22 protein-coding genes are annotated in these 25,412 nt (G+C 61.0%); 8 read left to right on the top strand and 14 right to left on the bottom strand.

Annotation, left to right across the window (positions count from 1 at the left end; genetic code table 11):
- Positions 1-24: 24 nt before the first annotated feature.
- From purD to gcbA, 12 genes are all read right to left on the bottom strand, one after another.
- Complete coding sequence (gene purD / locus AC1D19_RS14360; protein WP_477753243.1) at positions 25-1,320, bottom strand: phosphoribosylamine--glycine ligase; 1,296 nt, start codon at positions 1,318-1,320, stop codon at positions 25-27.
- A gap of 189 nt (positions 1,321-1,509) precedes the next feature.
- Positions 1,510-3,117, bottom strand: a complete 1,608-nt coding sequence (purH, locus tag AC1D19_RS14355; protein ID WP_477763614.1) for a bifunctional phosphoribosylaminoimidazolecarboxamide formyltransferase/IMP cyclohydrolase — start codon at positions 3,115-3,117, stop codon at positions 1,510-1,512.
- 81 nt (positions 3,118-3,198) lie between these two features.
- The gene (fis, locus tag AC1D19_RS14350; protein WP_015093301.1) at positions 3,199-3,519 is read right to left on the bottom strand and encodes a DNA-binding transcriptional regulator Fis; all 321 of its coding nucleotides are present in this window, start codon (positions 3,517-3,519) and stop codon (positions 3,199-3,201) included.
- On the bottom strand, positions 3,516-4,526 hold the full coding sequence (gene dusB, locus AC1D19_RS14345) for a tRNA dihydrouridine synthase DusB (protein ID WP_477753241.1): 1,011 nt from the start codon (positions 4,524-4,526) through the stop codon (positions 3,516-3,518). Before dusB ends, fis begins: the two co-directional genes overlap by 4 nt.
- A gap of 184 nt (positions 4,527-4,710) precedes the next feature.
- Positions 4,711-5,955 (bottom strand): DUF3426 domain-containing protein, encoded by a 1,245-nt coding sequence (locus AC1D19_RS14340; protein WP_477763613.1) that lies wholly within the window; start codon positions 5,953-5,955, stop codon positions 4,711-4,713.
- 30 nt (positions 5,956-5,985) lie between these two features.
- A complete protein-coding gene (gene prmA, locus AC1D19_RS14335) occupies positions 5,986-6,864 on the bottom strand; it encodes a 50S ribosomal protein L11 methyltransferase (RefSeq protein ID WP_477763612.1) in 879 nt (292 codons plus the stop codon).
- 253 nt (positions 6,865-7,117) lie between these two features.
- Positions 7,118-8,476 (bottom strand): acetyl-CoA carboxylase biotin carboxylase subunit, encoded by a 1,359-nt coding sequence (accC, locus tag AC1D19_RS14330; RefSeq protein WP_477756862.1) that lies wholly within the window; start codon positions 8,474-8,476, stop codon positions 7,118-7,120.
- A gap of 17 nt (positions 8,477-8,493) precedes the next feature.
- Positions 8,494-8,958 carry an acetyl-CoA carboxylase biotin carboxyl carrier protein gene (gene accB, locus AC1D19_RS14325; RefSeq protein WP_477756861.1) on the bottom strand — a complete coding sequence of 155 codons (465 nt, stop codon included), beginning with the start codon at positions 8,956-8,958 and terminating at the stop codon, positions 8,494-8,496.
- A 24-nt stretch (positions 8,959-8,982) separates the two neighbouring features.
- Positions 8,983-9,438: a type II 3-dehydroquinate dehydratase gene (aroQ, locus tag AC1D19_RS14320; protein ID WP_477763611.1), complete on the bottom strand. Its 456-nt coding sequence runs from the start codon at positions 9,436-9,438 to the stop codon at positions 8,983-8,985.
- Positions 9,439-9,570: 132 nt separating this feature from the next.
- Positions 9,571-11,316: a protein-disulfide reductase DsbD gene (locus AC1D19_RS14315; RefSeq protein WP_477763610.1), complete on the bottom strand. Its 1,746-nt coding sequence runs from the start codon at positions 11,314-11,316 to the stop codon at positions 9,571-9,573.
- 161 nt (positions 11,317-11,477) lie between these two features.
- Positions 11,478-12,521 carry a methyl-accepting chemotaxis protein gene (locus tag AC1D19_RS14310; protein ID WP_477763709.1) on the bottom strand — a complete coding sequence of 348 codons (1,044 nt, stop codon included), beginning with the start codon at positions 12,519-12,521 and terminating at the stop codon, positions 11,478-11,480.
- A gap of 955 nt (positions 12,522-13,476) precedes the next feature.
- Positions 13,477-15,147 carry a diguanylate cyclase GcbA gene (gene gcbA, locus AC1D19_RS14305; protein WP_477763609.1) on the bottom strand — a complete coding sequence of 557 codons (1,671 nt, stop codon included), beginning with the start codon at positions 15,145-15,147 and terminating at the stop codon, positions 13,477-13,479.
- A gap of 486 nt (positions 15,148-15,633) precedes the next feature.
- On the opposite strand from gcbA, the gene AC1D19_RS14300 reads away from it, so the two are divergent.
- The 6 genes from AC1D19_RS14300 (at position 15,634) to AC1D19_RS14275 (ending at position 22,393) form a co-directional block, all read left to right on the top strand.
- On the top strand, positions 15,634-16,701 hold the full coding sequence (locus tag AC1D19_RS14300) for a DUF2333 family protein (RefSeq protein WP_108219840.1): 1,068 nt from the start codon (positions 15,634-15,636) through the stop codon (positions 16,699-16,701).
- 3 nt (positions 16,702-16,704) lie between these two features.
- Entirely contained in the window at positions 16,705-17,262 is a 558-nt protein-coding gene (locus AC1D19_RS14295; RefSeq protein ID WP_477754463.1) for an NUDIX hydrolase, read from the top strand.
- A gap of 279 nt (positions 17,263-17,541) precedes the next feature.
- Positions 17,542-17,913, top strand: a complete 372-nt coding sequence (locus AC1D19_RS14290) for a translation initiation factor Sui1 (protein WP_007991289.1) — start codon at positions 17,542-17,544, stop codon at positions 17,911-17,913.
- A 217-nt stretch (positions 17,914-18,130) separates the two neighbouring features.
- Entirely contained in the window at positions 18,131-20,044 is a 1,914-nt protein-coding gene (speA, locus tag AC1D19_RS14285; protein ID WP_115947750.1) for an arginine decarboxylase, read from the top strand.
- A gap of 232 nt (positions 20,045-20,276) precedes the next feature.
- Positions 20,277-21,596: a type VI secretion system Vgr family protein gene (locus AC1D19_RS14280; protein WP_477763608.1), complete on the top strand. Its 1,320-nt coding sequence runs from the start codon at positions 20,277-20,279 to the stop codon at positions 21,594-21,596.
- Positions 21,593-22,393 (top strand): DUF4123 domain-containing protein, encoded by an 801-nt coding sequence (locus tag AC1D19_RS14275; protein ID WP_477763607.1) that lies wholly within the window; start codon positions 21,593-21,595, stop codon positions 22,391-22,393. The genes AC1D19_RS14280 and AC1D19_RS14275 overlap by 4 nt, the downstream gene beginning before the upstream one ends.
- An 11-nt stretch (positions 22,394-22,404) precedes the next feature.
- On the opposite strand, the gene AC1D19_RS14270 is transcribed toward AC1D19_RS14275, so the two are convergent.
- Positions 22,405-23,754 (bottom strand): MATE family efflux transporter, encoded by a 1,350-nt coding sequence (locus tag AC1D19_RS14270; RefSeq protein WP_477754459.1) that lies wholly within the window; start codon positions 23,752-23,754, stop codon positions 22,405-22,407.
- Between the two features lie 154 nt (positions 23,755-23,908).
- Positions 23,909-24,202, bottom strand: a complete 294-nt coding sequence (locus AC1D19_RS14265) for a hypothetical protein (protein WP_477763606.1) — start codon at positions 24,200-24,202, stop codon at positions 23,909-23,911.
- A 157-nt stretch (positions 24,203-24,359) separates the two neighbouring features.
- Between AC1D19_RS14265 and AC1D19_RS14260 the strand changes: the two genes are divergently transcribed.
- Together AC1D19_RS14260 and AC1D19_RS14255 are read left to right on the top strand one after the other, a co-directional pair.
- A complete protein-coding gene (locus AC1D19_RS14260; RefSeq protein ID WP_477763605.1) occupies positions 24,360-24,662 on the top strand; it encodes a MazG-like family protein in 303 nt (100 codons plus the stop codon).
- The gene (locus AC1D19_RS14255; protein ID WP_477763604.1) at positions 24,662-25,411 is read left to right on the top strand and encodes a methyltransferase domain-containing protein; all 750 of its coding nucleotides are present in this window, start codon (positions 24,662-24,664) and stop codon (positions 25,409-25,411) included. Before AC1D19_RS14260 ends, AC1D19_RS14255 begins: the two co-directional genes overlap by 1 nt.
- The last annotated feature ends 1 nt before the right edge of the window (position 25,412 follow it).

Here is a 25,412-nt window from a genome sequence, read left to right as displayed (position 1 = left end):
TCATTGCCTGGCGCGGTGTTTACCTTATTCCTGATTTTCGCCACGCTCGCGGGCAATGGCACGGTAGCCAATGTCCTTGCGATAGAAACAGCCTTCCCAGTCAATCGATGCCGCCAGTTTGTAAGCCTGCTGCTGTGCAGCGTCGACGCTGGCGCCCATGGCCGTGGCACAAAGCACTCGACCACCGGCCGTTACGACTTGACCGTCCTTGAGCGCAGTACCGGCGTGGAAGACTTTGCCTTCCAGTGCAGCTGCTGCATCCAGGCCGTTGATGGCCACACCTTTGGCGTAGTCACCAGGATAGCCGCCTGCGGCCAGCACGATACCGACGCTCGGACGTGGATCCCATTGCGCTTCGACCTTGTCCAGCGCCTGCGCCAGAGCCGCTTCGACCAACAGCACCAGGCTCGACTGCAAGCGCAGCATCACCGGCTGGGTCTCAGGGTCGCCGAAACGGCAGTTGAATTCGATGACTTTTGGGTTACCAGCCTTGTCGATCATCAGGCCGGCGTACAGGAAGCCAGTGTAGACATTGCCTTCCTCGGCCATGCCGCGCACGGTCGGCCAGATCACCAGGTCCATGACGCGCTTGTGCACGTCGGCGGTGACCACTGGTGCCGGGGAGTAAGCCCCCATGCCACCGGTGTTTGGACCGGTGTCGCCGTCACCGACGCGTTTGTGGTCCTGGCTGGTGGCCATCGGCAGCACGTTCTTGCCGTCGACCATGACGATGAAGCTGGCTTCTTCGCCGTCCAGGAATTCTTCGATGACCACGCGCGAACCCGCATCGCCAAAGGCATTGCCCGCCAGCATGTCGCGCACGGCGTCTTCGGCTTCAGCCAGGGTCATGGCGACGATCACGCCTTTGCCGGCGGCCAGGCCGTCGGCCTTGATCACGATCGGAGCGCCTTTTTCACGCAGGTAGGCCAGGGCTGGCTCGATTTCGGTGAAGTTCTGGTAGTCGGCAGTCGGGATCTTGTGGCGAGCCAGGAAGTCCTTGGTGAAGGCTTTCGAACCTTCCAGCTGTGCAGCGCCGGCGGTCGGACCGAAGCAATCGAGGCCGCGGCTGCGGAACAGATCCACAACACCGGCAACCAGAGGCACTTCAGGGCCAACGATGGTCAGGGAAACGTTTTTCTCGGCAAAGTCTGCCAGTTGCTCAAGCGCCAGTACGTCAATGGCGACGTTCTCGCACTTGGCTTCGATGGCGGTACCGGCGTTGCCCGGAGCCACGAACACCTTCTGCACGCGCGGATCCTGAGCCACTTTCCAGGCCAGGGCGTGTTCACGGCCACCGCTGCCAATGATCAAAACATTCATTTCAAAAACCTCAAAATTCTGTGGGTGCGCTGCAAAACCCCTGTGTAACTACTGTGTAGGAGCTGCCGAAGGCTCGGGCCGCGTTCGGACGATCTTTTGATCTTGCCTTTTAAAAACAAGATCAAAAGATCGCAGCCTCGTTTCACTCGACAGCTCCTGCAGAGCTCCTACACACAGAGGGAGCGGGTATCAGTGGCGGAAGTGGCGCATGCCCGTAAAGACCATGGCGATACCAGCCTCGTCAGCTGCTGCAATCACTTCGTTGTCACGCATCGAACCGCCCGGCTGGATCACCGCAGTGATACCGGCCTTGGCCGCGTTGTCGATGCCGTCGCGGAACGGGAAGAACGCGTCGGATGCCATGACCGCACCTTGAACCTGCAAGCCGGCATGTTCTGCCTTGATTGCAGCAATTCGCGCGGAGTTCACGCGGCTCATCTGGCCGGCGCCGACACCGATGGTCTGGCGGTTCTTGGCGTAGACGATGGCATTGGACTTCACGTACTTGGCGACTTTCCAGGCGAAGATCAGGTCGTTGATTTCCTGTTCGGACGGTGCGCGCTTGGTGACCACTTTCAGGTCGTCGGCGCCGATCATGCCGATGTCGCGGCTCTGTACCAGCAGGCCTCCATTGACGCGCTTGTAGTCCCAGGCCGCCGCGCGGTCAGCCGACCACTCGCCGCAGGCCAGCAGGCGTACGTTGGCTTTGGCGGCGACGATGGCGCGGGCTTCTTCGCTGACCGATGGAGCGATGATCACTTCGACGAACTGACGTTCGACGATGGCCTTGGCGGTCTCGGCGTCCAGTTCGCGGTTGAAGGCGATGATGCCGCCGAAGGCGGATTCGGTGTCGGTGGCGTAGGCCAGGTCGTAGGCCTTGCGGATGCCGCCTTCGGCATCAGGGCTGACAGCCACGCCGCACGGGTTGGCGTGCTTGACGATCACGCAAGCCGGCTTGACGAAGCTCTTCACGCACTCCAGCGCGGCATCGGTGTCGGCCACGTTGTTGTACGACAGTTCCTTGCCTTGCAGTTGGGTCGCGGTGGCGATGCCGACTTCGGCAGGCTTGGCCTCCACGTAGAACGCCGCGCTCTGGTGCGGGTTCTCACCGTAGCGCATTTCCTGGGCCTTGATGAACTGGCTGTTGAAGGTGCGCGGGAACTCGCTGCGACCTTCTGTGCTGAGGGTGTCAGCAGCCTGGTTCACGGTGCCCATGTAGTTGGCGATCATGCCGTCATAGGCGGCGGTGTGCTCGAAGGCCTTGAGCATCAGGTCGAAACGCTGAGCGTAGGTCAGGCCGCCGGCCTTGAGGTTTTCCAGGACGCGGGCGTAATCGCTGGCGTTGACCACGATGGCCACATCCTTGTGGTTCTTGGCAGCGGAACGGACCATGGTCGGGCCGCCGATGTCGATGTTTTCGATGGCGGTCGGCAGGTCGCAACCTGGCTTGTTGATGGTGGCTTCGAACGGGTACAGGTTGACCGCAACCAGATCGATCGGCTTGATGCCGTGCTCGTTCATGATGGCGTCGTCGATACCGCGACGACCGAGGATCCCGCCGTGGATTTTCGGGTGCAGGGTCTTCACCCGACCGTCCATCATTTCGGCAAAGCCGGTGTAATCAGCGACTTCCACTGCGGCAACGCCGTTGTCCTGCAGCAGCTTGAACGTCCCGCCGGTGGAGAGGATCTCGACGCCCAGGGCTTCAAGCTCCTTGGCGAATTCGAGGATCCCGGTCTTGTCGGAAACGCTGATCAAGGCGCGGCGGATCGGCAGGCGGGTAGTCTGGTCGGTCATCTCAATTTCCATCAAAAGCAAAGGAAGTCAGCAAAAAAGGCGACCGGTTTACGCGGGCGCCTTTCTGGTTTGATTGAATGCTTACAGCAAATCGTACTGCTTGAGTTTCTTGCGCAGCGTGCCTCGGTTCAGTCCGAGCATCTCGCTGGCCTTGGTCTGGTTGCCCTTGACGTAATTCATCACGCACTCGAGCAGGGGAGCCTCGACTTCGGAGAGCACCAGGTTGTACACATCCGTGACGGCAGCGCCCTCAAGGTGGGCGAAATAATTGTGCAGCGCCTTCTCGACACTCCCGCGAAGGGTCTGGCCTTCTTCGCTTGGCGTATTGAGGTGCTGTTTCAAATTTACGTTGTCGCTCACGGGTGTTGTTCCACTCACTAAAGTCTCGGTCATCATCGTCATGCGGCCACCCACTCTCCGTCCCCTGTCAGGCTCTTGTAACGCTCGGCGAAAAACGCCCGAACGTTGGCGCATTGTGTATCCGTACCATCCAAACGATTGAAGTGGGCGCGAAACTCCCTGGCGCCCGGCAGGGTTGCGAGATACCAGCCCACATGCTTTCGAGCAATGCGCACACCCATGACATCGCCATAGAAGGCGTGCAGGGCGGCCAGATGCTCTAGCAGAATGCGTTCCACCTCGATCAGTTCCAGCGCCGGGAGCTTCTCGCCGGTACGCAGGAAATGGTCGATCTCGCGAAAAATCCATGGCCGCCCCTGGGCAGCCCGGCCAATCAACAAACCATCGGCACCGGTCGCGTCGAGCACGTACCGGGCTTTTTCCGGCGAATCGATATCGCCGTTGGCGAAGACCGGAATCGACACCGCCTGCTTGATCGCGGCAATGGTGTCGTACTCGGCAACACCTGTGTACAGGTCGGCACGGGTGCGGCCATGCACCGCCAGCGCCGTAATGCCTGCCTGCTCGGCGATCTTTGCCACCGTCAGGCCATTCTTGTTGTCCCGGTCCCAACCGGTCCGGATCTTCAGGGTAACCGGCACATCGACCGCAGCCACGACGGCCTGCAGGATCTCGGTTACCAGGGATTCATCCTTCAACAGTGCGGAACCGGCAGCCTTGTTGCAGACTTTTTTTGCCGGACAGCCCATGTTGATATCAATAATCTGCGCGCCCATTTCAACGTTGGCACGGGCGGCGTCCGCCAGCATCTGCGCGTCCCCACCGGCGATCTGTACCGAGCGTGGCTCGGGATCACCTTTGTGGATCATGCGCATGCGCGACTTGCGGGTGTTCCACAAACTCATGTCGCTGGTGACCATTTCCGAGACCACTAGTCCCGCGCCCAAGCGCTTGCACAGCTGACGAAAGGGCTGGTCGGTGACGCCCGCCATGGGGGCGAGAATCAAGCTGTTATGTAATGTGTATGGGCCGATGCGTACCGCCGACATAGGACTTCCCTGTTGTGGGGCCGGATCATGGGAGTTCGAAAAAGGGTTGGCATGATACCCGCTCTCGATGACTGGATAAAGGCTGAATTGAACAAATTCTGAACAGTTATTCTGTTATTACCCGTGGTTTGGTTTGCCGGGTGGATTCAGAAAGCCGACGTCAATCGGGGAGCGATGGAGCGTTTCACTCCGGAGAGTGGAAGCTCAGACTGTAGTTCACGGCCTTGGCGCCGGGGTCGAGAATGTCCAGGGCGATGTGGATCGGCGTTTGCGGAGGCATTTCCGCCATGCCTTCGAGATCGCCATTGAGGTACTCGCCGGGTTTGAAGCGGCGACTGGCGATCAGGTGGCCATTGAGATCGGCGAAGCGCAGTTCCAGCAGCGGGAAGGGCTGGGAGAAGGGCGCGCGGTTATAGATGATCGCATCGACCACCAGGGCGCCATTGAACTCGGGATGGCTGCGCACCACCAGGTTGCTGCTCTTGATTTTCGCTATGTCGACCTTGGAGGGCACGGTGCAGCCGATTTGCGGGCACAGTTGCTGGAACCACGGGCGATATTGATCCTGTCGCGCCAGTTCGTCGAAATGGTAGGCGATGTACTGGCCGGCGAGGGCGCCAGCGGCAATCAGCACCAGCAGCAACCACAACAGCCGTCGGCCCCAGGGCGAGCGGCGTTTTTGCCAGTCCAGTTGCAGCGGGTCGTCGGTCAGATCTTGCAGCACTTCGGCACGCACGCCCGGCTCGCTGCGTTCACGCCGCTTGCGCAGCGGTTCGATCGAGGGCAGGTCGTCGTCGATTTCGTTCTCGTCGGCGGCCGACAGGCGTTCGTGGCTCAGCGGCGCATCGAGCGGGTCGTTCAGGCGCAGCTGGGGTGGTTGCTGCTCGTCGTCGAGATCAACCGGTTCCAGGGACAGCGAAGGTTCGGTGCGCGAGGCTTTTCTCGGTTCGACCGTCGGCTCTGGCGATTCAAGGCTGTCGAGTGGTTCGTCGAGTTGCGCACGATCGGCCGCCGACTCACTGAACAGGCTGTCGGACCACGACTCCTCGTCATCCTGCCCGGTGCTGTCACGACGGGCGCTCAGCGAGTCGTCGCGATGGCGGCCGAGCTCGGTGGTCGGCTGGATCTCCCTCTGTTCGAGCCGGGCGAGTTCTTCGTCGAGGTCGAGACTGTCCAGGTCCAGCTCGGTGGCGCTCCATTGCTTTTGGCTGATGGCGCGCGGCGGCGCTGCTTCGAGGGGCTGCGCAGGCGGGAGCGGCTTCGCTGCCGGTGGTTCCTTGCCGGCCTGCTCAAGCAGCTGCCTGGCGGCATTGAACACCTGCAGGCAGGAGCCACAGCGAACCACACCACGCGCCACGCTCAACTGGGCATGGCTGACGCGGAAGCTGGTTTGGCAATGCGGGCACTGAGTGACGAAGCTATCGGTCATGCGGCGATCCGGATTATGCAGACGGCCATTCTAGCGCCGACGGCCAGTGATGCGCACCCAGCCATCGCGATTGGCGATCGGGTCCAGATCGAAGTCCTTGGCGTAGGCGGCTGCGACTTCGTCGCCCTGTTCGGCGAGGATGCCCGACAGCGCCAGGCGACCGCCGGACTTGACCAGGCCGGACAACTGCGGCGCCAGGGAGACCAGCGGGCCGGCGAGAATGTTGGCCACCAGCACGTCAGCCTGAACCTGTGGCAAGTCTTGCGGCAGATACAGCGGGAAGAGCTCATCGGCAATGTTGTTGCGTCCGGCATTGTCGCGTGAGGCTTCCAGTGCCTGCACGTCGATATCGGTGCCCACGGCCTCTCTGGCGCCGAGCAACAGCGAGGCAATCGCCAGAATCCCCGAACCGCAACCGAAGTCCAGCACGTTGCAGCCTTTCAGATCCTGACCGTCGAGCCATTCCAGGCACAGCGCGGTGGTCGGGTGGGTGCCGGTGCCAAACGCCAGGCCCGGGTCCAGCAGCAAATTCACGGCATCCGGTTCCGGCGCGGCGTGCCAGCTCGGCACAATCCACAGGCGCTGGCCGAAACGCATTGGCTGGAAACCGTCCATCCAGCTGCGTTCCCAGTCCTGATCTTCGATCACTTCGCTGTGGTGCTCGGGCAGCGGGCTGCCGGTCAGCAGCTCCAGATGGGCCAGTACCGGGCCTGGCTCGGTGCCACCTTCGAACAGGGCCAGCAGGTGCGTGTGGGACCACAGCGGCGTGGTGTTGAGTTCTGGCTCGAAGATCGGCTGATCTTCGGCGTCCATGAAGGTCACCGACACGGCGCCCACTTCAAGGAAAGCGTCTTCATAGGTTTCGGCTTGTTCTGGGCTGATGGCGAGACGTACTTGCAGCCAAGGCATGGCGGGCACCTTTGAAAAATGTTGATTGCAGCCTAGCGGGCTGCGAGAAGCGCGCAAGTTTACGCGAGCGCGCGGCAGAACACGACCATGGCGCAAAAGCAAAAGATCGCAGCCTGCGGCAGCTCCTACAGGGGAATGCATTCCAAATGTAGGAGCTGCCGCAGGCTCGGTCCGCGCTCGGGCGATCTTTTGATCTTTCTTTCCCGCAAACAACAAAGCCGCCCGAAGGCGGCCTTGTTGATGGGGTCGAAGCTTAGTGCTTCTCGCCAGCCAGCTTGTGCTCGAGGTAGTGAATGTTCACGCCCCCTTTGCAGAAGCCTTCATCGCGGGTCAGGTCGCGGTGCAACGGGATGTTGGTCTTGATCCCGTCGACCACGATTTCGTCCAGCGCATTGCGCATGCGCGCCATGGCTTCGTCACGGGTTGCGCCGTAGGTGATCAGCTTGCCAATCAACGAATCGTAGTTCGGTGGAACGGCATAGCCACTGTACAGGTGCGAGTCGACGCGAACGCCGTTGCCGCCTGGAGCGTGGAAATGCTTGACCGTGCCCGGGCTCGGCATGAAGGTTTTCGGGTCTTCGGCGTTGATCCGGCATTCCAGTGCGTGACCGCGGATGACCACGTCATCCTGGGTGAACGACAGCTTGTTGCCGGCGGCGATGCTGAGCATCTCCTTGACGATGTCGATGCCGGTGACCATTTCCGAAACCGGATGCTCTACCTGGACACGAGTGTTCATCTCGATGAAGTAGAAGCGACCGTTTTCGTACAGGAACTCGAAAGTGCCTGCGCCACGGTAGCCGATATCGATGCACGCCCTGACGCAGCGTGCGAGTACTTCCTCACGTGCGTTCTCGTCGATGCCCGGTGCCGGCGCTTCTTCAAGAACCTTCTGGTGACGACGTTGCAGCGAGCAGTCGCGGTCGCCCAGATGGATAGCGTGACCCTGGCCATCGGAAAGTACCTGGACTTCCACGTGACGTGGGTTGGTCAGAAACTTTTCCAGATAGACCATCGGGTTGCCGAACGCCGCGCCTGCTTCGGAGCGGGTCAGTTTCGCCGAGGAAATCAGGTCTTCTTCTTTGTGCACAACGCGCATGCCGCGACCACCGCCGCCGCCAGCGGCCTTGATGATCACCGGGTAACCGACTTCGCGACCGATGCGCAGAGCGGTTTCTTCGTCTTCCGGCAGCGGGCCGTCAGAACCCGGAACAGTCGGTACGCCGGCAGCGATCATGGCGTGCTTGGCCGATACCTTGTCGCCCATCAGGCGAATGGTTTCGGCTTTCGGGCCAATGAACGCGAAGCCGGAATTCTCGACCTGTTCGGCGAAGTCGGCGTTTTCCGCAAGGAAACCGTAGCCCGGGTGAATGGCGGTGGCGCCAGTCACTTCGGCCGCGGCAATGATTGCCGGAATGTGCAGGTAGGAATGGGCGGCCGATGCCGGACCGATGCAGACGGATTCGTCTGCCAGGCCCAGGTGCATCAGTTCCTTGTCAGCCTTGGAGTAAACGGCGACGGTCTTGATGCCCATTTCTTTGCAGGCGCGCAGGATCCGCAGGGCGATCTCACCGCGGTTGGCGATCAGAACTTTTTCCAACTTCGCAGTCATCAAAGGCTCTCCGCGGTTCAAACGATGGTGAACAGCGGTTGGTCGTACTCAACCGGCTGGCCGTCTTCGACGAGGATGGATTCGATCACACCGCTGGTTTCAGCTTCGATGTGGTTCATCATCTTCATGGCTTCAACGATGCACAGGGTGTCGCCTTTCTTCACGGTCTGGCCGACTTCCACGAAGGACGGCGAGGTTGGCGAAGACTTGCGATAGAAAGTACCGACCATCGGCGAACGGGCAACGGTGCCGTTCAGTGCTGGCGCGGCCGGAGCAGCAGGTGCGGCAGCGGCAGCCGGAGCGGCGGCAGCGACAGGCGCGGCAGCCGGAGCATGCATTGGAGCTGGTGCGTAGTACTGCTGAGCCGGGGTCTTGCTATGACGGCTGATGCGTACGGACTCTTCGCCTTCCTTGATCTCGAGCTCGTCGATGCCGGACTCTTCCAGCAATTCGATCAGTTTCTTAACTTTACGGATATCCATGAATCATCAACTCCCAAGGGTCGGTCAGGGGCGGTTAACTTGTTGTTCAAGCTGTTCCAGGGCGGCCTCCAGGGCCAGTCGATAACCGCTGGCGCCAAGGCCGCAGATCACTCCCACCGCTACGTCGGAGAAGTAAGAGTGATGGCGGAAAGGTTCGCGTTTGTGCACGTTAGACAAATGCACTTCGATGAATGGGATGCTCACCGCCAGCAGCGCGTCACGTAATGCGACACTTGTATGTGTAAAAGCTGCTGGGTTGATCAGAATGAAGTCCACGCCTTCAATGCGGGCAGCGTGAATGCGGTCGATCAATTCGTACTCGGCATTGCTTTGCAGGTGCAGCAGATGGTGACCGGCTTCGCGGGCACGGCGTTCCAGGTCCTGGTTGATCTGCGCCAGCGTCGTGGCGCCGTAGGTGCCCGGTTCACGAGTGCCGAGCAAGTTCAGGTTGGGTCCGTGCAGAACGAGTAACGTCGCCATCGGCGGTTCCTATGTTATCTGTGAGCAATTGTCAGAACCCGGCGACTATGCCGCAAAGCCTTTGTGACTGTCCAGTTCTCTGCAATAGCCAGCACGATGACCGATGTTTGCGCGAAATATATGACTGCTTGATTAAATGTGGTCATTCGCCCTGGCAACACGTTCGGCGAAGTCCCTGGCGTTGATCTCGCCGATCACCCGTACATCGGCGCGTTCGACACCATCCTTGCCAAAAAACATCAGCGCCGGAGGACCGAACAACTGGTAACGGTCGAGCAGGGTGCGTTGCTCGGCGTTGCTGGCGGTGATGTCGAAGCGGATCAGCCGGTAACCCTTGAGGCGTTCGATGACGACAGGGTCGTCCAGCACCTCATGTTCGATGACTTTGCAGCTGATGCACCAGTCGGCGTACCAGTCGAGCAGCAGCGGTGTGCCGGATGACCGGGCCTCGGCGAGCACGCGGTCCAGATCGGCGGAAGTGCTGACGGTTTGCCAGACACTGGTGCCTTGTACAGGCTGGTTGCCCTCGACGACGTGCGGCTGGCCAATCGGATTGAAGGGGTCGGTCTGGCCGCTGAACGCGCCGTACCAGCAGGCCAGGGCGTAAAACACCAGGAACATTCCGAGCAACTGCCCGAGACGCTTGCGCGGCGGCTTGTAGACGAACTCCAGCGCGCCCATGAACAAGCCGACGCCACCGGCCAGAAGCCCGATCAACAGCAAACTGACCTGGCCGGGCAAGACCCGGCTGAGCAGGCCGATCGCCAGTCCCAGCAACAACACGCCAATCGCGTTTTTCACGTAGACCAGCCACGGACCGCTTTTCGGCAGCCAGGCTGCGCCACCGGTGGCCACCAGCAACAGCGGTGCGCCCATGCCGAGGCCGAGCATGAACAGTTTCAAGCCGCCGCCCAGCGCATCGCCACTGGCGCTGATGTACAACAGCGCGCCGGCCAATGGCGCCGAAACACAGGGTGAAACCAGCAAGCTGGAGACCACGCCCAACACCGCAGCGCCCCACAGTGAGCCGCCTTTGGCGCGACCGGCGATGCGGTCCAGGCGACTGCTGATGGCGTGCGGCAATTTGAGTTCGAAGACGCCGAACATCGCCAACGCGAACAGCGCAAAAAACATCGCGAAAGGCACCAGTACCCAGGCCGATTGCAGCCGCGCCTGCAGATTGAGCTGGGCGCCGAATAGCCCCATCAGCGCACCGAGCAGGGCAAAGCAGGCGGCCATCGGCAGCACATAAGCCAGTGACAGATTGAAACCGCGCCAGCCACCGACCTGGCCGCGCAGCACCACGCCGGACAGGATCGGCAGCATGGGCAGCACGCATGGCGTGAACGTCAGGCCCAGGCCCGCGAGGAAAAACAGCGCCAGTTCACGCCAGCTCCATGGAGAAGCCGTCGCCGGAGCGCCGCTGCCGTCGATGCTCAAACGCTCGGTTTCCGGTGGATAGCACAAACCTTTGTCGGCGCAACCCTGATAGGTCACGGCCAGAGTGAAGGCGCGCTGATCGGTGCGTGGTAACTCGACGTCGAGAATGCCGTGGTAGACCTCGACGTCGCCGAAGTATTCATCGTGCTTTTTCTGACCCTCGGGCAGTTTCGCAGCGCCGAGGACGACATCGGCCGGGTCGGTGCGAAATTGAAAGCGGTGGCGGTAGAGGTAATAACCTTCGGTGGCGACGAAACGCAGCTTGATCGATTGCGGCGTGCTGTCTACCAGGCTCAACTGGAAGGCTTCACGCACCGGCAGGAAGTCGGCGCTGTTGTTGATCGAGCCCAGGGTCGAACTGGGGCGATTCTCCAGCAAGCCAGTGGCGCTGGCCGGCAGGGCGAACACTAAAAACAGCAGGCAAAGCAAACGGCGCATGACGATCTCGCGTATCGGAATTGGGGGGATGATAGCGGACAGTAGTGCGGTGTGCAGAGCCAAGGATGTGTGGTGATTGAACTGACGCTTTCGCTGGCAAGCCAGCTCCTACAGAAACTCCGCGCACCTGTAGGAGCTGGCTTGCCAGCGAAGGCGGTCTGTCAGACGCGAAAAGCCTGAACGGCCGTATGCAATCGCCCACCCAGTACAAGCAGGTTCTCCCCTTGCTCACGCCCTTCGCCGATACGCAGCAGGTTATCCCCACCCAACTGGTGAATCCGCTCACTGTGGTCGCGGATCTCGCTGACAGCGCCGCTTTGCTGGGCTGTGACATCGGCGATGCGGACCGCCGTGTCGGAAATGGTCTGGATCGCCCCGACGATTTTATCCAGCGCACCATCGGCGGCCTGGGCCTGGTTGGCCGTGGCCTCGGCGTGTTCGACCTGGGCGCGCATGCCTTCCACCGATTGCCGTGCGGCGGTTTGCAGCCCTGCGATCAGCGTCTGGATTTCCGCCGTGGCCCCGGCTGTACGTTGCGCCAGTGAGCGCACCTCTTCCGCCACCACGGCAAAGCCTCGGCCCATTTCCCCGGCCCGGGCCGCCTCGATGGCGGCGTTCAAGGCCAGCAGGTTGGTCTGGTCGGCAATCGAGCGGATCACCGTCAACACGCCGCCGATGGTGGCCGACTCTTCGGCCAGGTGTTCGATCATTTGTGCATTGCCTTGCACTTCATTCACCAGCGCATGCAGGCCGGCGAGGCTCAGGCCGATGACTTTCTGTCCATGCTCCACGGCGAGGCCGGCGTGGCGGCTGGCATCGGCGGCCTGGCTGGCATCGCCGGCGACTTGTTGGATGGTCGCTTCCAGCTCACTGAGGGAATCGCGGATCAGTGCCGTGTCGCCGGCCTGATGCTCGGCACCGCTGTGCAAGTCGTTGCTCAGGTCAGCCAGGGTGCGACTGCTGCCGGCCACCTGTTCGGCGTTGCGGCGAATGGTCCCCACCAAGTCCACCAGATAGGCGCGCAAGCGGTTGAGCGACGCTTCAATGTCATGCAGTTCGCGGTTGGTGTTACCCAGTTGAATGTCGTGGCTGAAGTCGCCTTCGGCCCAGGTCGAGAGGGCCGGAGCGAGGTTCGTCAGGGTCCGTGCCAGTTTGCGCTGCAGGGTGTCTATCAGCAGTGCGATCAACAGAATCAAACCGATCATCACACCTTGCATCAGCCGCACTTCACCCTGGATCTGCCCATGCTGGGCGCGCACCACCGGTTCCAGCCCGGCAATGGCCTGTTGCACGTCGGCGATTTTCACGTGAGTCGCGGCGCTGAGGTCGGCGCGTTTCTGGATTTGATCGCGAGTGCGCGTGAGCTCGGCCGGATAGCGGGTGAGCAGGCTGTTGAGTTCGCGCTTGAGGCCGACACCAGCATCTTCGGCGACGGTTTTTTCCTTGTTCTCAAGGCCCATCATCGAGGCGAAATCGTCGGTGTTCGACTCGTTGCTGGTGGTCACGCCCAGCAAGGGCAGGGCGTCGAGTTTCTCTGCCTGGGTGCGGATGTTGGCCACTTCGCGTTCGACATCGAAGGCCAGTTCACTGCGGCCGCTGCTGACCAGTTTGTCCCGGGCCAGGGACAATTTGCCCAGGTGCTGCGATGCGGTGAGCAGCGGCGTCAGGTAGGCCGCATTGCCACTGGCGTACTGGCTGAGCTGATCGAGACTGGCACCCAGTTCCCGCTCGGCCTGTAGCAGCAAGGCCTGCGGATCGCCTGCCAGTTTGCCGGCGGCCAGCAGGTCGGTTTTGCTGAATTCTTCAAGGGTCGACAGGCTGGGGCGCAGCGTCTCGGCCAAGGCCGGTGGCAATTCGCCGAGTTCTTTCTTCAGGCTGTCGATGCCTTGGGAGGCACTGCTCAGGCGCAGTGCATCGCCGCTGCCCAAGTAATCCTCGACGCTGCGGGCCACTTCATTCTGAAACTGCTGCGACAGGCCCAGGTAGCGCTCCATTAATAGATACGGACGCTCAAGGGCCTTCTGCGACCACCACAGCGTAGCGCCGAGGGCCACGCACACGGCCACCAGAAGGAGGGTATTGAGATTGGTCAGCAGCTTCAGGCGCATTACGGACTACCAACGGCAGAAATGGTAAGTGCCTGAAGTTATTGCGTTTCTGTTACAGGGTTATGACTGTATCGGTCGACTCCGATAAAAAAGTGGCACTTTGCTTTGGTGTGCGAGCGGCCTGTATTCGATTGCGTCCGCCATGTTTGGCGCGATACAGCGCATCATCTGCCTGACTGGCCATCATCAGGCTGTCAGAGCTTTCGCATAACTCCACCAACCCGGCGCTGAAGGTGCACCACAGATCCTGGGGTTGCGCGGGGTAGTGAATCTCGGCAAAACGCTGTCGGATTTCATCAAGCACGTTGTAGGCCGCTTCGATATCGGTGTCCGGCATGACAATGGCGAACTCTTCACCACCGTAGCGGCCAATGAAGTCGGTTTTGCGCAGGCGTTGCTTGAGAAACAGCGCCAGGCTCTTGATCACCCGGTCACCCATGGGGTGACCGTGGCTGTCGTTGACCCGTTTGAAATGGTCGATGTCGAGCATGGCAAAGCTCAGCGGCTTGCTTTCGCGGCGGGCGCGGAACGAGCAGTCTTCGAGCAATTGCAGGATATGCGTGTGGTTGTACAGGCCGGTGAGACTGTCGCGGACCATTCGTGCCTTGAGGTTGCGTGCCCGTGCCGCGCGGTTACGCACGGTGGTGATCAGGTGCCGGGGCTTGATCGGTTTGGTCAGGAAGTCATCGCCGCCTTCGCTCATGGCGTCGAGCTGTTTGTCCAGGTCGTCTTCGGCCGACAGGTAAATGATCGGCACGCTGACGTAACGGTCGTTATGGCGGATCACCTTGGCCAGTTCCGTGCCGGTGCAGGCCGGCATGTACATGTCTAGGATGATCAGGTCCGGCTGGAAATCCGCCAGTTCGGCCATGGCCTGGATCGGCTCGATCAACGTCCGGGTGACGATCCCTGCGCTGTTGAGCAGGCGCTCGGTGTGCAGGGCCTGGGCGCGGGAGTCGTCGATGATCAGCACTTTATAAGGTTCGTACTGGGCAACGCAGGTCAGGACTTCGATCTTCTCCAGCAGGCTCGACGCTTCGAGGGTACCGGTGAGGAACTCCTGGCCGCCGGCACGCACGGCGGCGAGGCGGGTCGGGGTGTCGGTTTCGTGCAGGCTGAAGAACAGCAGCGGCAAGCGATGGTCCAGGCCTTCCTGGGCTTCGGCGGCCAGTTTCAGGCCGACGCCGGGGCCGCTGAAATCCACGTCCATGACAATCGCCGCCGGCAAGCGCTCGACCATCGATGAGCGAAACGCGTCTACGCTGTCCAGGGACTGGGCACTGAGCCCGAAGAATTCCAGTTGTTTGGCCAGGCGCTCGGCGCGGCCGTGATCCTGCAGCATCACATAGACGGGCTTGCGCAGCGGTGGCAGGAAGGTCTGATCGAGTTGGTCGCCATGGCGCAGGCCGGTACGTGACAGGCGCTGCATCAAGCGATTGAGGTCGGTGATCAGGCCGCTGCTCAGGCGTCCGCGATTGGCGTCGACCGCCTCCAGGGACTGACCGATGTGACGTGCCAATTGCGTGTGTTCCGGTTGTTCGAAACGCTCGGCGAAACGCAGCAGACGCAGATTGGCCTCGCTCAATTCCGACAGGTCGGCGGTGGACCACTCACTGCGTTGCAGGCGCTGCCATATCTCAAGAATCTGACGAGCCTGATGAATTACCCGCTGGGCAAAGTGGTGCTTGAGGCGCTCGCGGCTGGGGTCTTCTGGCTCGGTCATATCCTGACTACTAGTTAGGGTGCACGCTGAGGTCGACTGGTGGCTCTATGCTAGCACCACTTTTCCATTACATGAGTGCTGTACGTCAATAATCTGCAATGTCGCTTCATTCAATTTGTGATCGATCGGTCTGATTCTGGGCTGTTTAGTCGCCGTGTGCGGAGGCGAAGTGCCGTGAATCAGGGCGCTTGACGGGCGTAGGGCAGCAATTGGCGGGTGACAGACCATTGGTCATTTACGGCGGTCTGAGCGGTGCGGATCGGCCAGTTTTTATTGGCCTCAGGGAGCAGGGATTCCCTTGGGGCGTGTCATCCAAACCATTAGGAGGATTTCGACGGCAACACAGTCATCTGGTGGGCAGGAACTCTTTTCATCCGCAAGACCGGTAATTTTCCGCATCGGTGCGATGGCGGGTGCCGGGCCAAGGCACGTTGTTGTATGGTTGTGGTCGAACCGTTGACCTCAAGAGCTTGAAAGGATATCGCCATGCTGGACTGGAAGAACCGCACAGGCAGTGCGCCTGAACGTGCCGCTGAACCGAAGTCGGAGACCCGCAGTTATCTGGGCGGTCTGTTGTTCAGCCGGGCGCTGGCCACTTTGCTGGGCATCTACCTGTTGGTGGCGAGTGTCCTGGGCTGGTACTGGAGCCAGGAGCCGGCGCTGTTCCCGGTCCAGCAGACCGCTCAACTGGCGGCCGAGAAAGAAGGCAAGCAGATGGTCGTTGGCTACACCACAGTGGAAACCCTGAAGACCGTCGCCGGCACCTTGCTGACCAAGCCGGGCGGCTATATTTCCAACGACCGATTTCCGCCAGGCCTGTGGATGGACAACATGCCGAGCTGGGAATACGGTGTGCTGGTGCAGGTCCGCGACCTGAGCCGGGCAATGCGTAAAGACTTCGCCCGTTCGCAGTCGCAGTCCGCCGAAGACGCCGACCTGGCCAAGGCCGAGCCGCGTTTCAACTTCGACAACAAGAGCTGGGTGCTGCCATCCAGCGAGTCCGAATATCAGGAAGGCATCAATTCTCTGAGTCGCTATCAGGCGCGCCTGTCCGATCCGAACCAGAAGAGCGCGCTGTTCTATGCCCGCGCCGATAACCTGAACAACTGGCTGGGTGATGTCGGCACCCGTCTGGGTTCGCTGTCGCAACGGCTGTCGGCCAGTGTGGGCCGAGTCAAGCTCAACACCGCGTTGAAAACCGAGGTGGTAGCACCGGGCGTGGCGCCGCAGGTCGACGAAGAAATCGTTGAAACCCCATGGTTGCAAATCGACAACGTGTTCTACGAAGCCCGCGGCCAGGCCTGGGCGTTGTCGCATTTGCTGCGCGCCATTGAAGTCGACTTCGCCGACGTACTGGCAAAGAAGAACGCCACGGTCAGCGTGCGCCAGATCATTCGTGAACTGGAGGCGTCGCAGGAGCCGGTATGGAGCCCGATGATCCTCAACGGCAGTGGCTTCGGCGTACTGGCCAACCACTCGCTGGTCATGGCCAACTACATTTCCCGGGCCAACGCCGCGGTGATCGATTTGCGTCAATTGCTCAATCAGGGCTGAGTCATGGTCGATAACACCAGGGAAGCCGCGCACCGCGCGGCGTCCGATGCCGAACAGATCGCCTGGGTCGACGAGCAGGACAACCTGCTCGGCGCCCTGGTCCGTTCCGACTTGCGCGAGCGCGGGCTGATCGGGCGTGGCACCTACATCATGTTGTTCAATTCCGCTGGCGAGTTGTGCGTGCACCGGCGCACCCTGAGCAAGGCGATCTATCCCGGTTTCTGGGACGTGGCGGCGGGCGGCATGGTGCTCGCCAGTGAAACCTACGCCGAGTCGGCGGCCCGGGAGCTGGAGGAAGAGCTGGGAGTGAGTGGCGTGGAACTGACCGCTCATGACCATTTTTTCTTCGAGGACACCGGCAATCGCCTGTGGTGTTCGGCGTTCTCGGCGGTATGGGACGGCCCGTTGATCCTGCAACCGGAAGAGGTGCTGGAAGCGCGCTTTATCCCCATTGATCAGGTCATGCTGGAAATCGGGCAAAAGCCTTATTGCCCGGACTCTCTGGCCGCGTTGAAGCGCTATTTGCGCTCACACCGGATCGACGTCGCAAAACAGCTATAAATTGGCGCCGATTGGCTCTTAGCAATCGGCGTTTTTGCCGTTACACTGCGCGACTTTTCAAACTGAACCGGTATTGCCCGTTGTAGGAGCTGCCGCAGGCTGCGATCTTTTGACTTTGCTTTTGCGTCGAAATAAAAAGATCGCAGCCTCGTTGCACTCGTCAGCTCCTACAAAGAGTCGTACCGTTTCAGTAGCGCTGCCCCTGCCTGAGTGGGGCTTCGCGGTCGATAGCCTTCCCGAGTGCTGCGACCAGTCTTTGTCCTCCGAAGAGGATTGCCGGTGGCCAAAAAAGCCGCATCCTTCGCCGCCCTGGGCGGCCTGGTATTTTCCACCGACGCAGGTCGTCATTGCCCGGAATGCAGTAAACCGGTGGACGCCTGCATCTGCAAACAGACCGTTATCCCGGCCGGTGACGGCATTGCACGCGTGCGTCGCGAAAGCAAGGGCCGTGGCGGCAAGACGGTGACCACCATCACCGGCGTGCCATTGGCTGAAGACGCGCTCAAGGAACTGGCCACGACGTTGAAGAAACGTTGCGGTACCGGTGGCGCGTTGAAAGACGGTGTCATCGAAATCCAGGGCGATCATGTCGAGCTACTCTTGGCAGAACTGATCAAGCTCGGTTTCAAGGCGAAGAAGTCCGGCGGCTAGCAGCCTCTGTGAAAGCCACCCACGGCTTGATCCAGTCCCGTTCATTCTGGTCTGGCGTCGTCTCCATGGTTTTCACAGAGCCTGTTCATGACTGGTTTCTAAACTCACTGCGGTCAGCGAGGTCTACCCCCTCGTTGACGAACCGTCATTTTCATACTTTAGACTGCGCCGGCCTGAACCCAGGCGACGCTCTATGACTTCTTTATAGGGGACTTCGATGTCCGTACGACGCACACGCAAAGACGATGGCAGCCAATGGACAGTTGCGGACAGCCGCAGTGTTTACGGGATTCGCCATTGGGGGGCCGGGTATTTCGCGATCAATGACGCCGGTCGCGTCGAAGTTCGTCCGAACGGCCCGACCAGTTCGCCTATCGACCTGTTCGAGCAAGTCGACCAACTGCGCAAAAGCGGTTTGTCCTTGCCATTGCTGGTGCGTTTCCCCGACATCCTGCAAGACCGCGTGCGTCAGCTGACCGGTGCGTTCGACGCCAACATCGAGCGCCTGGAATATCAGAGCAAGTACACCGCGCTGTACCCGATCAAGGTTAACCAGCAGGAAGCGGTGATCGAAAACATCATTGCTACCCAGAACGTTTCCATCGGTCTGGAAGCCGGCTCCAAGCCGGAACTGCTGGCGGTACTGGCATTGGCGCCGAAGGGCGGCACCATCGTCTGCAACGGTTACAAGGACCGCGAGTTCATCCGTCTGGCGCTGATGGGCCAGAAGCTCGGCCACAACGTGTTCATCGTGATCGAGAAAGAATCCGAAGTCGGTCTGGTGATCGAAGAAGCGGCGGCGCTCAAGGTCAAGCCGCAGGTCGGCTTGCGCGTGCGTCTGTCGTCCCTGGCGTCGAGCAAGTGGGCAGACACCGGTGGTGAAAAATCCAAGTTCGGCCTGTCGGCGGCGCAACTGCTGTCGGTGGTCGAGCGTTTCCGCGCTGCCGGTCTGGATCAGGGCATTCGCCTGTTGCACTTCCACATGGGCTCGCAGATCGCCAACCTGGCGGACTACCAGCACGGCTTCAAGGAAGCGATCCGTTATTACGGCGAGTTGCGCAACCTTGGCCTGCCGGTGGATCACATCGACGTCGGCGGCGGTTTGGGCGTGGACTACGACGGTACTCACTCGCGTAACGCCAGTTCGATCAACTACGACATGGACGATTACGCCGGTGTCGTCGTCGGGATGCTCAAGGAGTTCTGCGACGCGCAGAGCCTGCCGCACCCGAACATCTTCTCCGAAAGCGGCCGCTCCCTGACCGCTCACCACGCCATGCTGGTGGTGCAGGTGACCGACGTCGAGAAACACAACGACGACGTGCCGAAGATCGATAACAAGGAAGAGCTGCCGGAAACCGTGCAGTGGCTGGTTGACCTGCTCGGCCCGACCGACATCGAAATGGTCACCGAGACTTACTGGCGCGCCACGCACTACATGAGCGACGTGGCCACTCAATACGCCGATGGCAAGCTGACCCTGGCGCAAAAAGCCCTGGCCGAGCAATGCTACTTCGCCGTTTGCCGCCGCCTGCACAACTCGTTGAAAGCCCGTCAGCGTTCTCACCGTCAGGTGCTCGACGAACTCAACGACAAGCTGGCTGACAAGTACATCTGCAACTTCTCGGTATTCCAGAGCCTGCCGGACACCTGGGCCATCGGCCAGGTCCTGCCGATCCTGCCGCTGCACCGACTCGACGAAGAGCCGCTGCGCCGTGCCGTGCTGCAAGACCTGACCTGCGACTCCGACGGCAAGATCAAGCAGTACGTCGACGAGCAGAGCATCGAGACCAGCTTGCCGGTGCACGGTCTGAATGAAGGTGAAGACTATCTGCTGGGGATCTTCCTGGTGGGCGCCTACCAGGAAATTCTTGGCGACATGCACAACCTGTTCGGTGACACCGACTCGGTGAACATCTATCAGAACGCCGACGGTAGCGTGTACCACGCGGGTATCGAAACCCACGACACCATCGAAGACATGCTGCGTTACGTGCATTTGTCGCCGGAGGAGCTGATGACTCACTACCGCGACAAGTGTGCCAGTGCCCGCATCAGCGCCACCGAGCGCACGCAGTTCCTCGATGCCTTGCGTCTGGGGCTGACCCGTTCGTCTTACCTGTCTTCCTGAGGTAAGCGCCATGCTCATCAGGTTGTCTGAAAATTTTCCGTTTGCCGCGGAAATTTCAGATGACCTGGTGCGGCAATTCTCCTATTCCAGGCGAAATTTCCCGCGTCCTCGGCCACCCAAAGCATTTGGTCTCCTTTTCGCGTAGGTTATTTCCTAATTTGTATTTCGGCACTCTACTCGGCCATGTCTCTCAGCGAGAATCCCCGACCGCCCCTCCTGTAGAGAAACGCCGATGTTCAATCCAGTCAGCGAACCGTCATTTCGTCTGGATGTAGCAGGTCTGCCCGACTCCTTTGAGGTCCTGGCCTTTACCGGTAAAGAGGCCATCAGCGAGCCGTTCGTGTTCGACCTGGAACTGCTGATCGATGACCCGGTGCTTGACCTTGCCAGTTTGCTGTACCGCCCGGCCTCGTTGCATTTCGGACCAGCTGGAAGCCACGTGCATGGACAATTGCATGAACTCGTCCAGCGTGATCATGCCTCGGGACCCCGGCTCTGCCAGGTGCGTCTGGGGCCAAAACTGGCATGCCTGGCCCAGCGCTTCAGCCAACGAATTTTCAGCGCCCTTTCAGTGCCGCAAATACTCGACCGGGTGCTCAAGGAGCACGGCATTACCGGCAAAGATCGACGCTTGGCGCTGAGCGGCGAATACCCGCCCCGGGATTTCTGCACGCAATATCGAGAGTCGGATCTGCAGTTTCTGCAGCGACTGTGCGCCCAGGAACGGCTTCACTACCGCTTCGAACACCGGGCTCGCGGGCACTGTGTGGTGTTTGGGGATGATCATCAGCATTTTCCAACCGGCGAACCTGCGGTATTGCGCAGCGAGGGCGATCGGCCGGCGGTGCGGCAGTTCGAACGTCAGCACTGCGGTGGGACAGCGGCGCAGAGTGCCGAATGCCGGACAGACCTGGTGACCCTGCGCAGCGGTCGGCTGATGCCGCTGTCCGGTCATCCGGTTGCCGAATGCAATCGCCTCTGGTTGCTAACCCACGTTGAGCATTGGGGCAGTCAGGATACGGCGACGCCTTACCACAATCAGGCCCGTGCCCTGCAGTGGCCGACACCCTTCGCGCCGCCCTGTGTGACGGTCAAACCACAAATGCATAGCCTGCAACGGGCGTGGGTCGTCGAGGTCGATGAACCAAGCCCCGACCCGGCAAGGCCGGTACCGGTGCAGTTCGACTGGCTTTATCAGGGCGAAGGGGCTGCGCCCAGCCATTGCTGGTTACCCCTGGCCAGGCAACTGCAGGCATCGACGTTCTTGCCATTGCGGGAAGGGACTGAACTGGTCGTGGGTTTTGTCGAAGGCGATCCCGATCAACCGCAGATAACCGGGCTGCTGCATGCGCCGGCAACGGTCGAAGTGACGGACGCTGACACCCCCCAGCCCGGCTGCACCCATGATGAGGGCCTGGAGCAATGGTTGCGGTCGGGGGAGCCATTGCTGGTGTTGTGCCTGCTGCCCGGCGGTGGCAGTTTCAACCATTGCGCACAGGCGTTGTGCACCTGTCGTCTGGCGACGCAGCTTGGCCAGAGCTCTGGAGCATGATCGCCACACGCACGCCCGAGGCACCCCCGCAGTGGCTGTTGCTGGATGTGCCGGGCACGCCGCAGGCGGGTGCCACACTTCGGCAGATGTTTGCGCAAGCCCGGTGGTCAGGGTTGTTCGAAGGCACGGAGTGGCATGCGCTGCATGAGCAGGGACCGGTCCTGGTCGATCTGCGCACCTGCCCGGCACTGGCCGATTTATGCATCGTCGACGGACAACGCTGGCCCGGATTGCTGATGGTCAGCGAGGCCAGCGCTGCGTCGTTGCTGGCGCATTTGCGGCGCATGCTCACGGTCACGCTTGGCCTGCACCGGGCCCTTTTGAGCTACTACAACCCGATCACGGCAAGCTATTTCTTCGATGCCAGCGATGCCGTTGAACTGAGTCGCTGGCTCGGGCCCATCAACCAGTTGCGCTGGTTCGGTGGCAGCTGGGCCGACCGCGCGATGGGATGTGAGGGCTGGCAGCGCTTGTCCAACCCGAGGCTGGCGGTCAGCCCGTTGGCAGTCGAGGAGAACCTCAGCGCCGGGCAACAGGAAAAACTGCAAACCTGCCTGCTCGAGCAGCAGGCCTGGCGCTGGAGCCAATCCACCGGTGCCGATTTCTCTCGCCTGTGGGCCTATGTGCAAGAAGGGGTGGCGCTGGGTTTCAGCGAGCGCCCGGTGCTTGATGGCTGGATATGGCTGCGCTTGCAGTATCCCGACGCCGTGCCCGTGCAGCCGTTGCCGGGGCGGACTCAACAGGAACGCCTCGATAGCCTGCGTCACTTGTGGCAGAACGATCCACCCGGGTCATGAGGTCGCCCCGTTCAGTGAGTGCTGCCAGCGAACCAGCCATCGTGACGGCGCAGGCGCCAGGCAATCACGCCAAGGGTCAGACTGCGCAGGAGCATGAACAACAAAAAGGTTATCCACAGGCCATGGTTGCCCCCGCCTTGCAGTGCCCAGCCGATAGGCAGCACCAGCGCCACGGTCAGCAGCATGCCGTTGCGCATTTCCCTGGCGCGGGTGGCGCCGATGAACAGACCGTCGAGCAGGTAACTCCAGACGGCAATCAGCGGCAGCACGGCGAGGTAGGGCAGGTAGATGAATGCGGTGTCGCGTACGCTCTGAATGTTGGTCTGCATTTCGATGAATAGATGCCCGGCGAACAGAAACAGCGCGGCGAACCCCAGGCTCGCCAGCAACGACCAGCCACCAGCCACCACCAATGAACGGCGCAGGGCATCGCGGTCGCGGGCGCCAAGCGCATGTCCGCACAGGGCTTCGACGGCGTGGGCCAGGCCATCGAGGGCGTGGGCGGTCAGCAGCAGGCCATTGAGCAAAAGAGCGTTGGCGGCGACCGTGGCGTCGCCCAGCCGCGTGCCTTGCACCGTGATCAGGAAGAACACCGATTGCAGCGCCAGGCTGCGGATGAAGATGTCACGGTTGACCGCCAGCAATGGCCGCCAACTCTGCCACAGCGCCAATGCCGCCCAAACGATAGGCCCGGGGTAGGCGCGCAGGGCTTTGCGAGTCATCAGCAAACCGATCAGTGCACCGGTCCATTCGGCAATCACCGAGGCCCTGGCCGCACCGACCACGCCCCATTCCAGGCCGAGGACGAACCACAGGTTCAGGGCAATGTTGACCAGGTTGGTGGTCAGCAAAATCGCCAGCGGCGCCCGGGCATTCTGGGTGCCGAGAAACCAGCCGACCAGTGCATAACTGGCGAGCGCCGCCGGCAGGCCGAACAGGCGGGTGTGGAAGAACTCGCGGGTCAGTTGATCGAGCTCAGCCGACGGTTGCATGAAGTGCAATGCGATCGCGCTCAATGGCACGCCCACCGCACCCAACACCACGGCCAGGCCGATGGCGAGCAGCAGGCCTTGCAACAGAATCTGCCGCAAGGCCGCGCCATCCCCGCGCCCCGCCGCCTGGGCGGCGAACCCGGTGGAGCCCATGCGCAGAAAGCCCATGGCCCAGGCGAGGAAGGTGTACAGGCTGGCCCCGACCGCGACGGCGCCAAGTTGATGGGCATGGGGCAGGTGACCGATGACGGTGCTGTCGACCAGTGCCACCAGCGGTACGGAAATGTTCGAAAGAATCATCGGCGCGGCGAGTGCCCAGACCCGGCGATGGGTAGGGCGGTCGCGCCAGTCGGCGGTCAGGTTGGACATGCAGGCTCCTTGGGAGCAGGCATTGTAGCGGCACATTCCGGATATGCCGCGCTCCAATGTAGGAGCTGGCTTGCCAGCGAAGGCGTCCGCAAGTGCGATGCAATATTGGAGGACGCCTTCGCCGGCAAGCCGGCTCCTACAGGAATTGATGGTGTCAGTGGATGATCCAGCTGAGCAACCAAAGCCCCAGCACCAACCAGATAATCCCCATGATGAACGACGCATTGAGAAAGGCGCGGATCGCCGACCACAGCAGTAGCAGCCCGAGGATCAGGGTCACGATGCTGACGACCGAGGTATCCATGCCCAGCGCTTGGGACAAGCCTTCGATAAAGTTGCTGCTGGCGTTGCTCAACAGATTGAACAGCCCACTGAGGCCATCAACGATGAAGCGGATGATCGAGCCGAGTACCTGGCCGAGCCATTCGGAAAAACCTTCTACCTGCATGGAGTGAACGTCCTGATTAAAGAGAATTGAGTCTTGGGCTGTCGATCATGCTGCCGAGTTCCCACAAGCATAGAGGGTTGCACAGATGAGCATGTATCTTCTGCCCCTTGCCTTCACCTGTGATCCCCCCGAAGCTATACGCCTTCAGGAGAGCCCGATGAACCTTGTTGAACTGACCGAACGCCTGCACGCCATCCGTGACCGCAATGACTGGCGGCAATTTCACAGCCCGAAGAACCTGGCCATGGCCGCGAGCGTGGAAATGTCCGAGCTGGTGGAGATTTTCCAGTGGATGACCGAAGACCAGTCACGCCAGTTGCCGGCGGACAAACTCGTCCACGCCGGGCAGGAAGTCGGTGACATTGTGCTTTATCTGTTGCTGTTGTGCAGTGAGCTGGGCCTGGACATGGATGCCGTGGTGCGCAGCAAACTGGCGGACAGCGAACGGAGGTTCAACTGATGAGCGACCGTCATTTCGATCAACTGGCGACCCGTTTCGCCGAAAAAATCTACGGCGGTGCCAAAGGTGCGATCCGTCTGGCGGTGTTGCAGGCCGATCTGGCCGAAACCTTGCCCGACCGGCCGCTGCGCGTTCTGGACATCGGCGCCGGCCTTGGCCATATGTCGTTGTGGCTGGCCGAGCGCGGCCATCAGGTGACCCTCGCCGAGCCTGCCGAACCGATGCTCGAAGGCGCCCGCCAGCGTTTTGCCGAAGCCGGGCAGAGCGCCACATTCATTCAGGCACCCTGGCAGGAACTGCTCGGGCAGCTCACCAAACCTTACGATCTGGTGCTGTGCCATGCGGTGCTGGAATGGCTGGCCGAGCCCCACGCCATCCTGCCGGTGCTGCATCAACTGACCAAGGCGGATGGCTGGCTGTCCCTGGCGTTCTACAACCGCGATGCGCTGATTTATCGCAACTTGCTCAAAGGCCATTTCCGCAAGATGCGCAAGAACGACATGGCCGGTGAAAAGCAGAGCCTGACCCCGCAGCAGCCCCTTGATCCGCGCGAGCTGGCGGCGCAACTTGAAGGCCTGTGGAAGGTCGAAATACAGAGTGGCGTGCGAGTTTTTCACGATTACATGCCGGTGGAATTCCAGGCCCGTGCCGAACTGGTGGACCTGCTCGAAATGGAACTGGCCCATCGCCGTCATCCAAGCTTTGCCGGGCTTGGGCGTTACTTGCACTGGATCTGTCGGCCTGTCTGAT

The organism is Pseudomonas sp. P1_C12 (assembly GCF_056406435.1).
This window is presented reverse-complemented; position numbering and strand designations above follow the sequence as displayed.

Coding starts and splice junctions, on each gene's coding strand:
- accB (WP_477756861.1), bottom strand. CDS start 8,958: ATGGATATCCGTAAAGTTAAGAAACTGATCGAATTGCTGGAAGAGTCC.
- purH (WP_477763614.1), bottom strand. CDS start 3,117: ATGACCGACCAGACTACCCGCCTGCCGATCCGCCGCGCCTTGATCAGC.
- AC1D19_RS14265 (WP_477763606.1), bottom strand. CDS start 24,202: ATGCAGGTAGAAGGTTTTTCCGAATGGCTCGGCCAGGTACTCGGCTCG.
- dusB (WP_477753241.1), bottom strand. CDS start 4,526: ATGTCGGCGGTACGCATCGGCCCATACACATTACATAACAGCTTGATT.
- AC1D19_RS14280 (WP_477763608.1), top strand. CDS start 20,277: ATGTTCAATCCAGTCAGCGAACCGTCATTTCGTCTGGATGTAGCAGGT.
- AC1D19_RS14295 (WP_477754463.1), top strand. CDS start 16,705: ATGGTCGATAACACCAGGGAAGCCGCGCACCGCGCGGCGTCCGATGCC.
- gcbA (WP_477763609.1), bottom strand. CDS start 15,147: ATGACCGAGCCAGAAGACCCCAGCCGCGAGCGCCTCAAGCACCACTTT.
- prmA (WP_477763612.1), bottom strand. CDS start 6,864: ATGCCTTGGCTGCAAGTACGTCTCGCCATCAGCCCAGAACAAGCCGAA.
- AC1D19_RS14315 (WP_477763610.1), bottom strand. CDS start 11,316: ATGCGCCGTTTGCTTTGCCTGCTGTTTTTAGTGTTCGCCCTGCCGGCC.
- aroQ (WP_477763611.1), bottom strand. CDS start 9,438: ATGGCGACGTTACTCGTTCTGCACGGACCCAACCTGAACTTGCTCGGC.
- AC1D19_RS14260 (WP_477763605.1), top strand. CDS start 24,360: ATGAACCTTGTTGAACTGACCGAACGCCTGCACGCCATCCGTGACCGC.
- AC1D19_RS14255 (WP_477763604.1), top strand. CDS start 24,662: ATGAGCGACCGTCATTTCGATCAACTGGCGACCCGTTTCGCCGAAAAA.
- accC (WP_477756862.1), bottom strand. CDS start 8,476: ATGACTGCGAAGTTGGAAAAAGTTCTGATCGCCAACCGCGGTGAGATC.
- AC1D19_RS14275 (WP_477763607.1), top strand. CDS start 21,593: ATGATCGCCACACGCACGCCCGAGGCACCCCCGCAGTGGCTGTTGCTG.
- AC1D19_RS14300 (WP_108219840.1), top strand. CDS start 15,634: ATGCTGGACTGGAAGAACCGCACAGGCAGTGCGCCTGAACGTGCCGCT.
- AC1D19_RS14270 (WP_477754459.1), bottom strand. CDS start 23,754: ATGTCCAACCTGACCGCCGACTGGCGCGACCGCCCTACCCATCGCCGG.
- purD (WP_477753243.1), bottom strand. CDS start 1,320: ATGAATGTTTTGATCATTGGCAGCGGTGGCCGTGAACACGCCCTGGCC.
- AC1D19_RS14310 (WP_477763709.1), bottom strand. CDS start 12,521: ATGATCGGTTTGATTCTGTTGATCGCACTGCTGATAGACACCCTGCAG.
- fis (WP_015093301.1), bottom strand. CDS start 3,519: ATGACGATGATGACCGAGACTTTAGTGAGTGGAACAACACCCGTGAGC.
- speA (WP_115947750.1), top strand. CDS start 18,131: ATGTCCGTACGACGCACACGCAAAGACGATGGCAGCCAATGGACAGTT.
- AC1D19_RS14340 (WP_477763613.1), bottom strand. CDS start 5,955: ATGACCGATAGCTTCGTCACTCAGTGCCCGCATTGCCAAACCAGCTTC.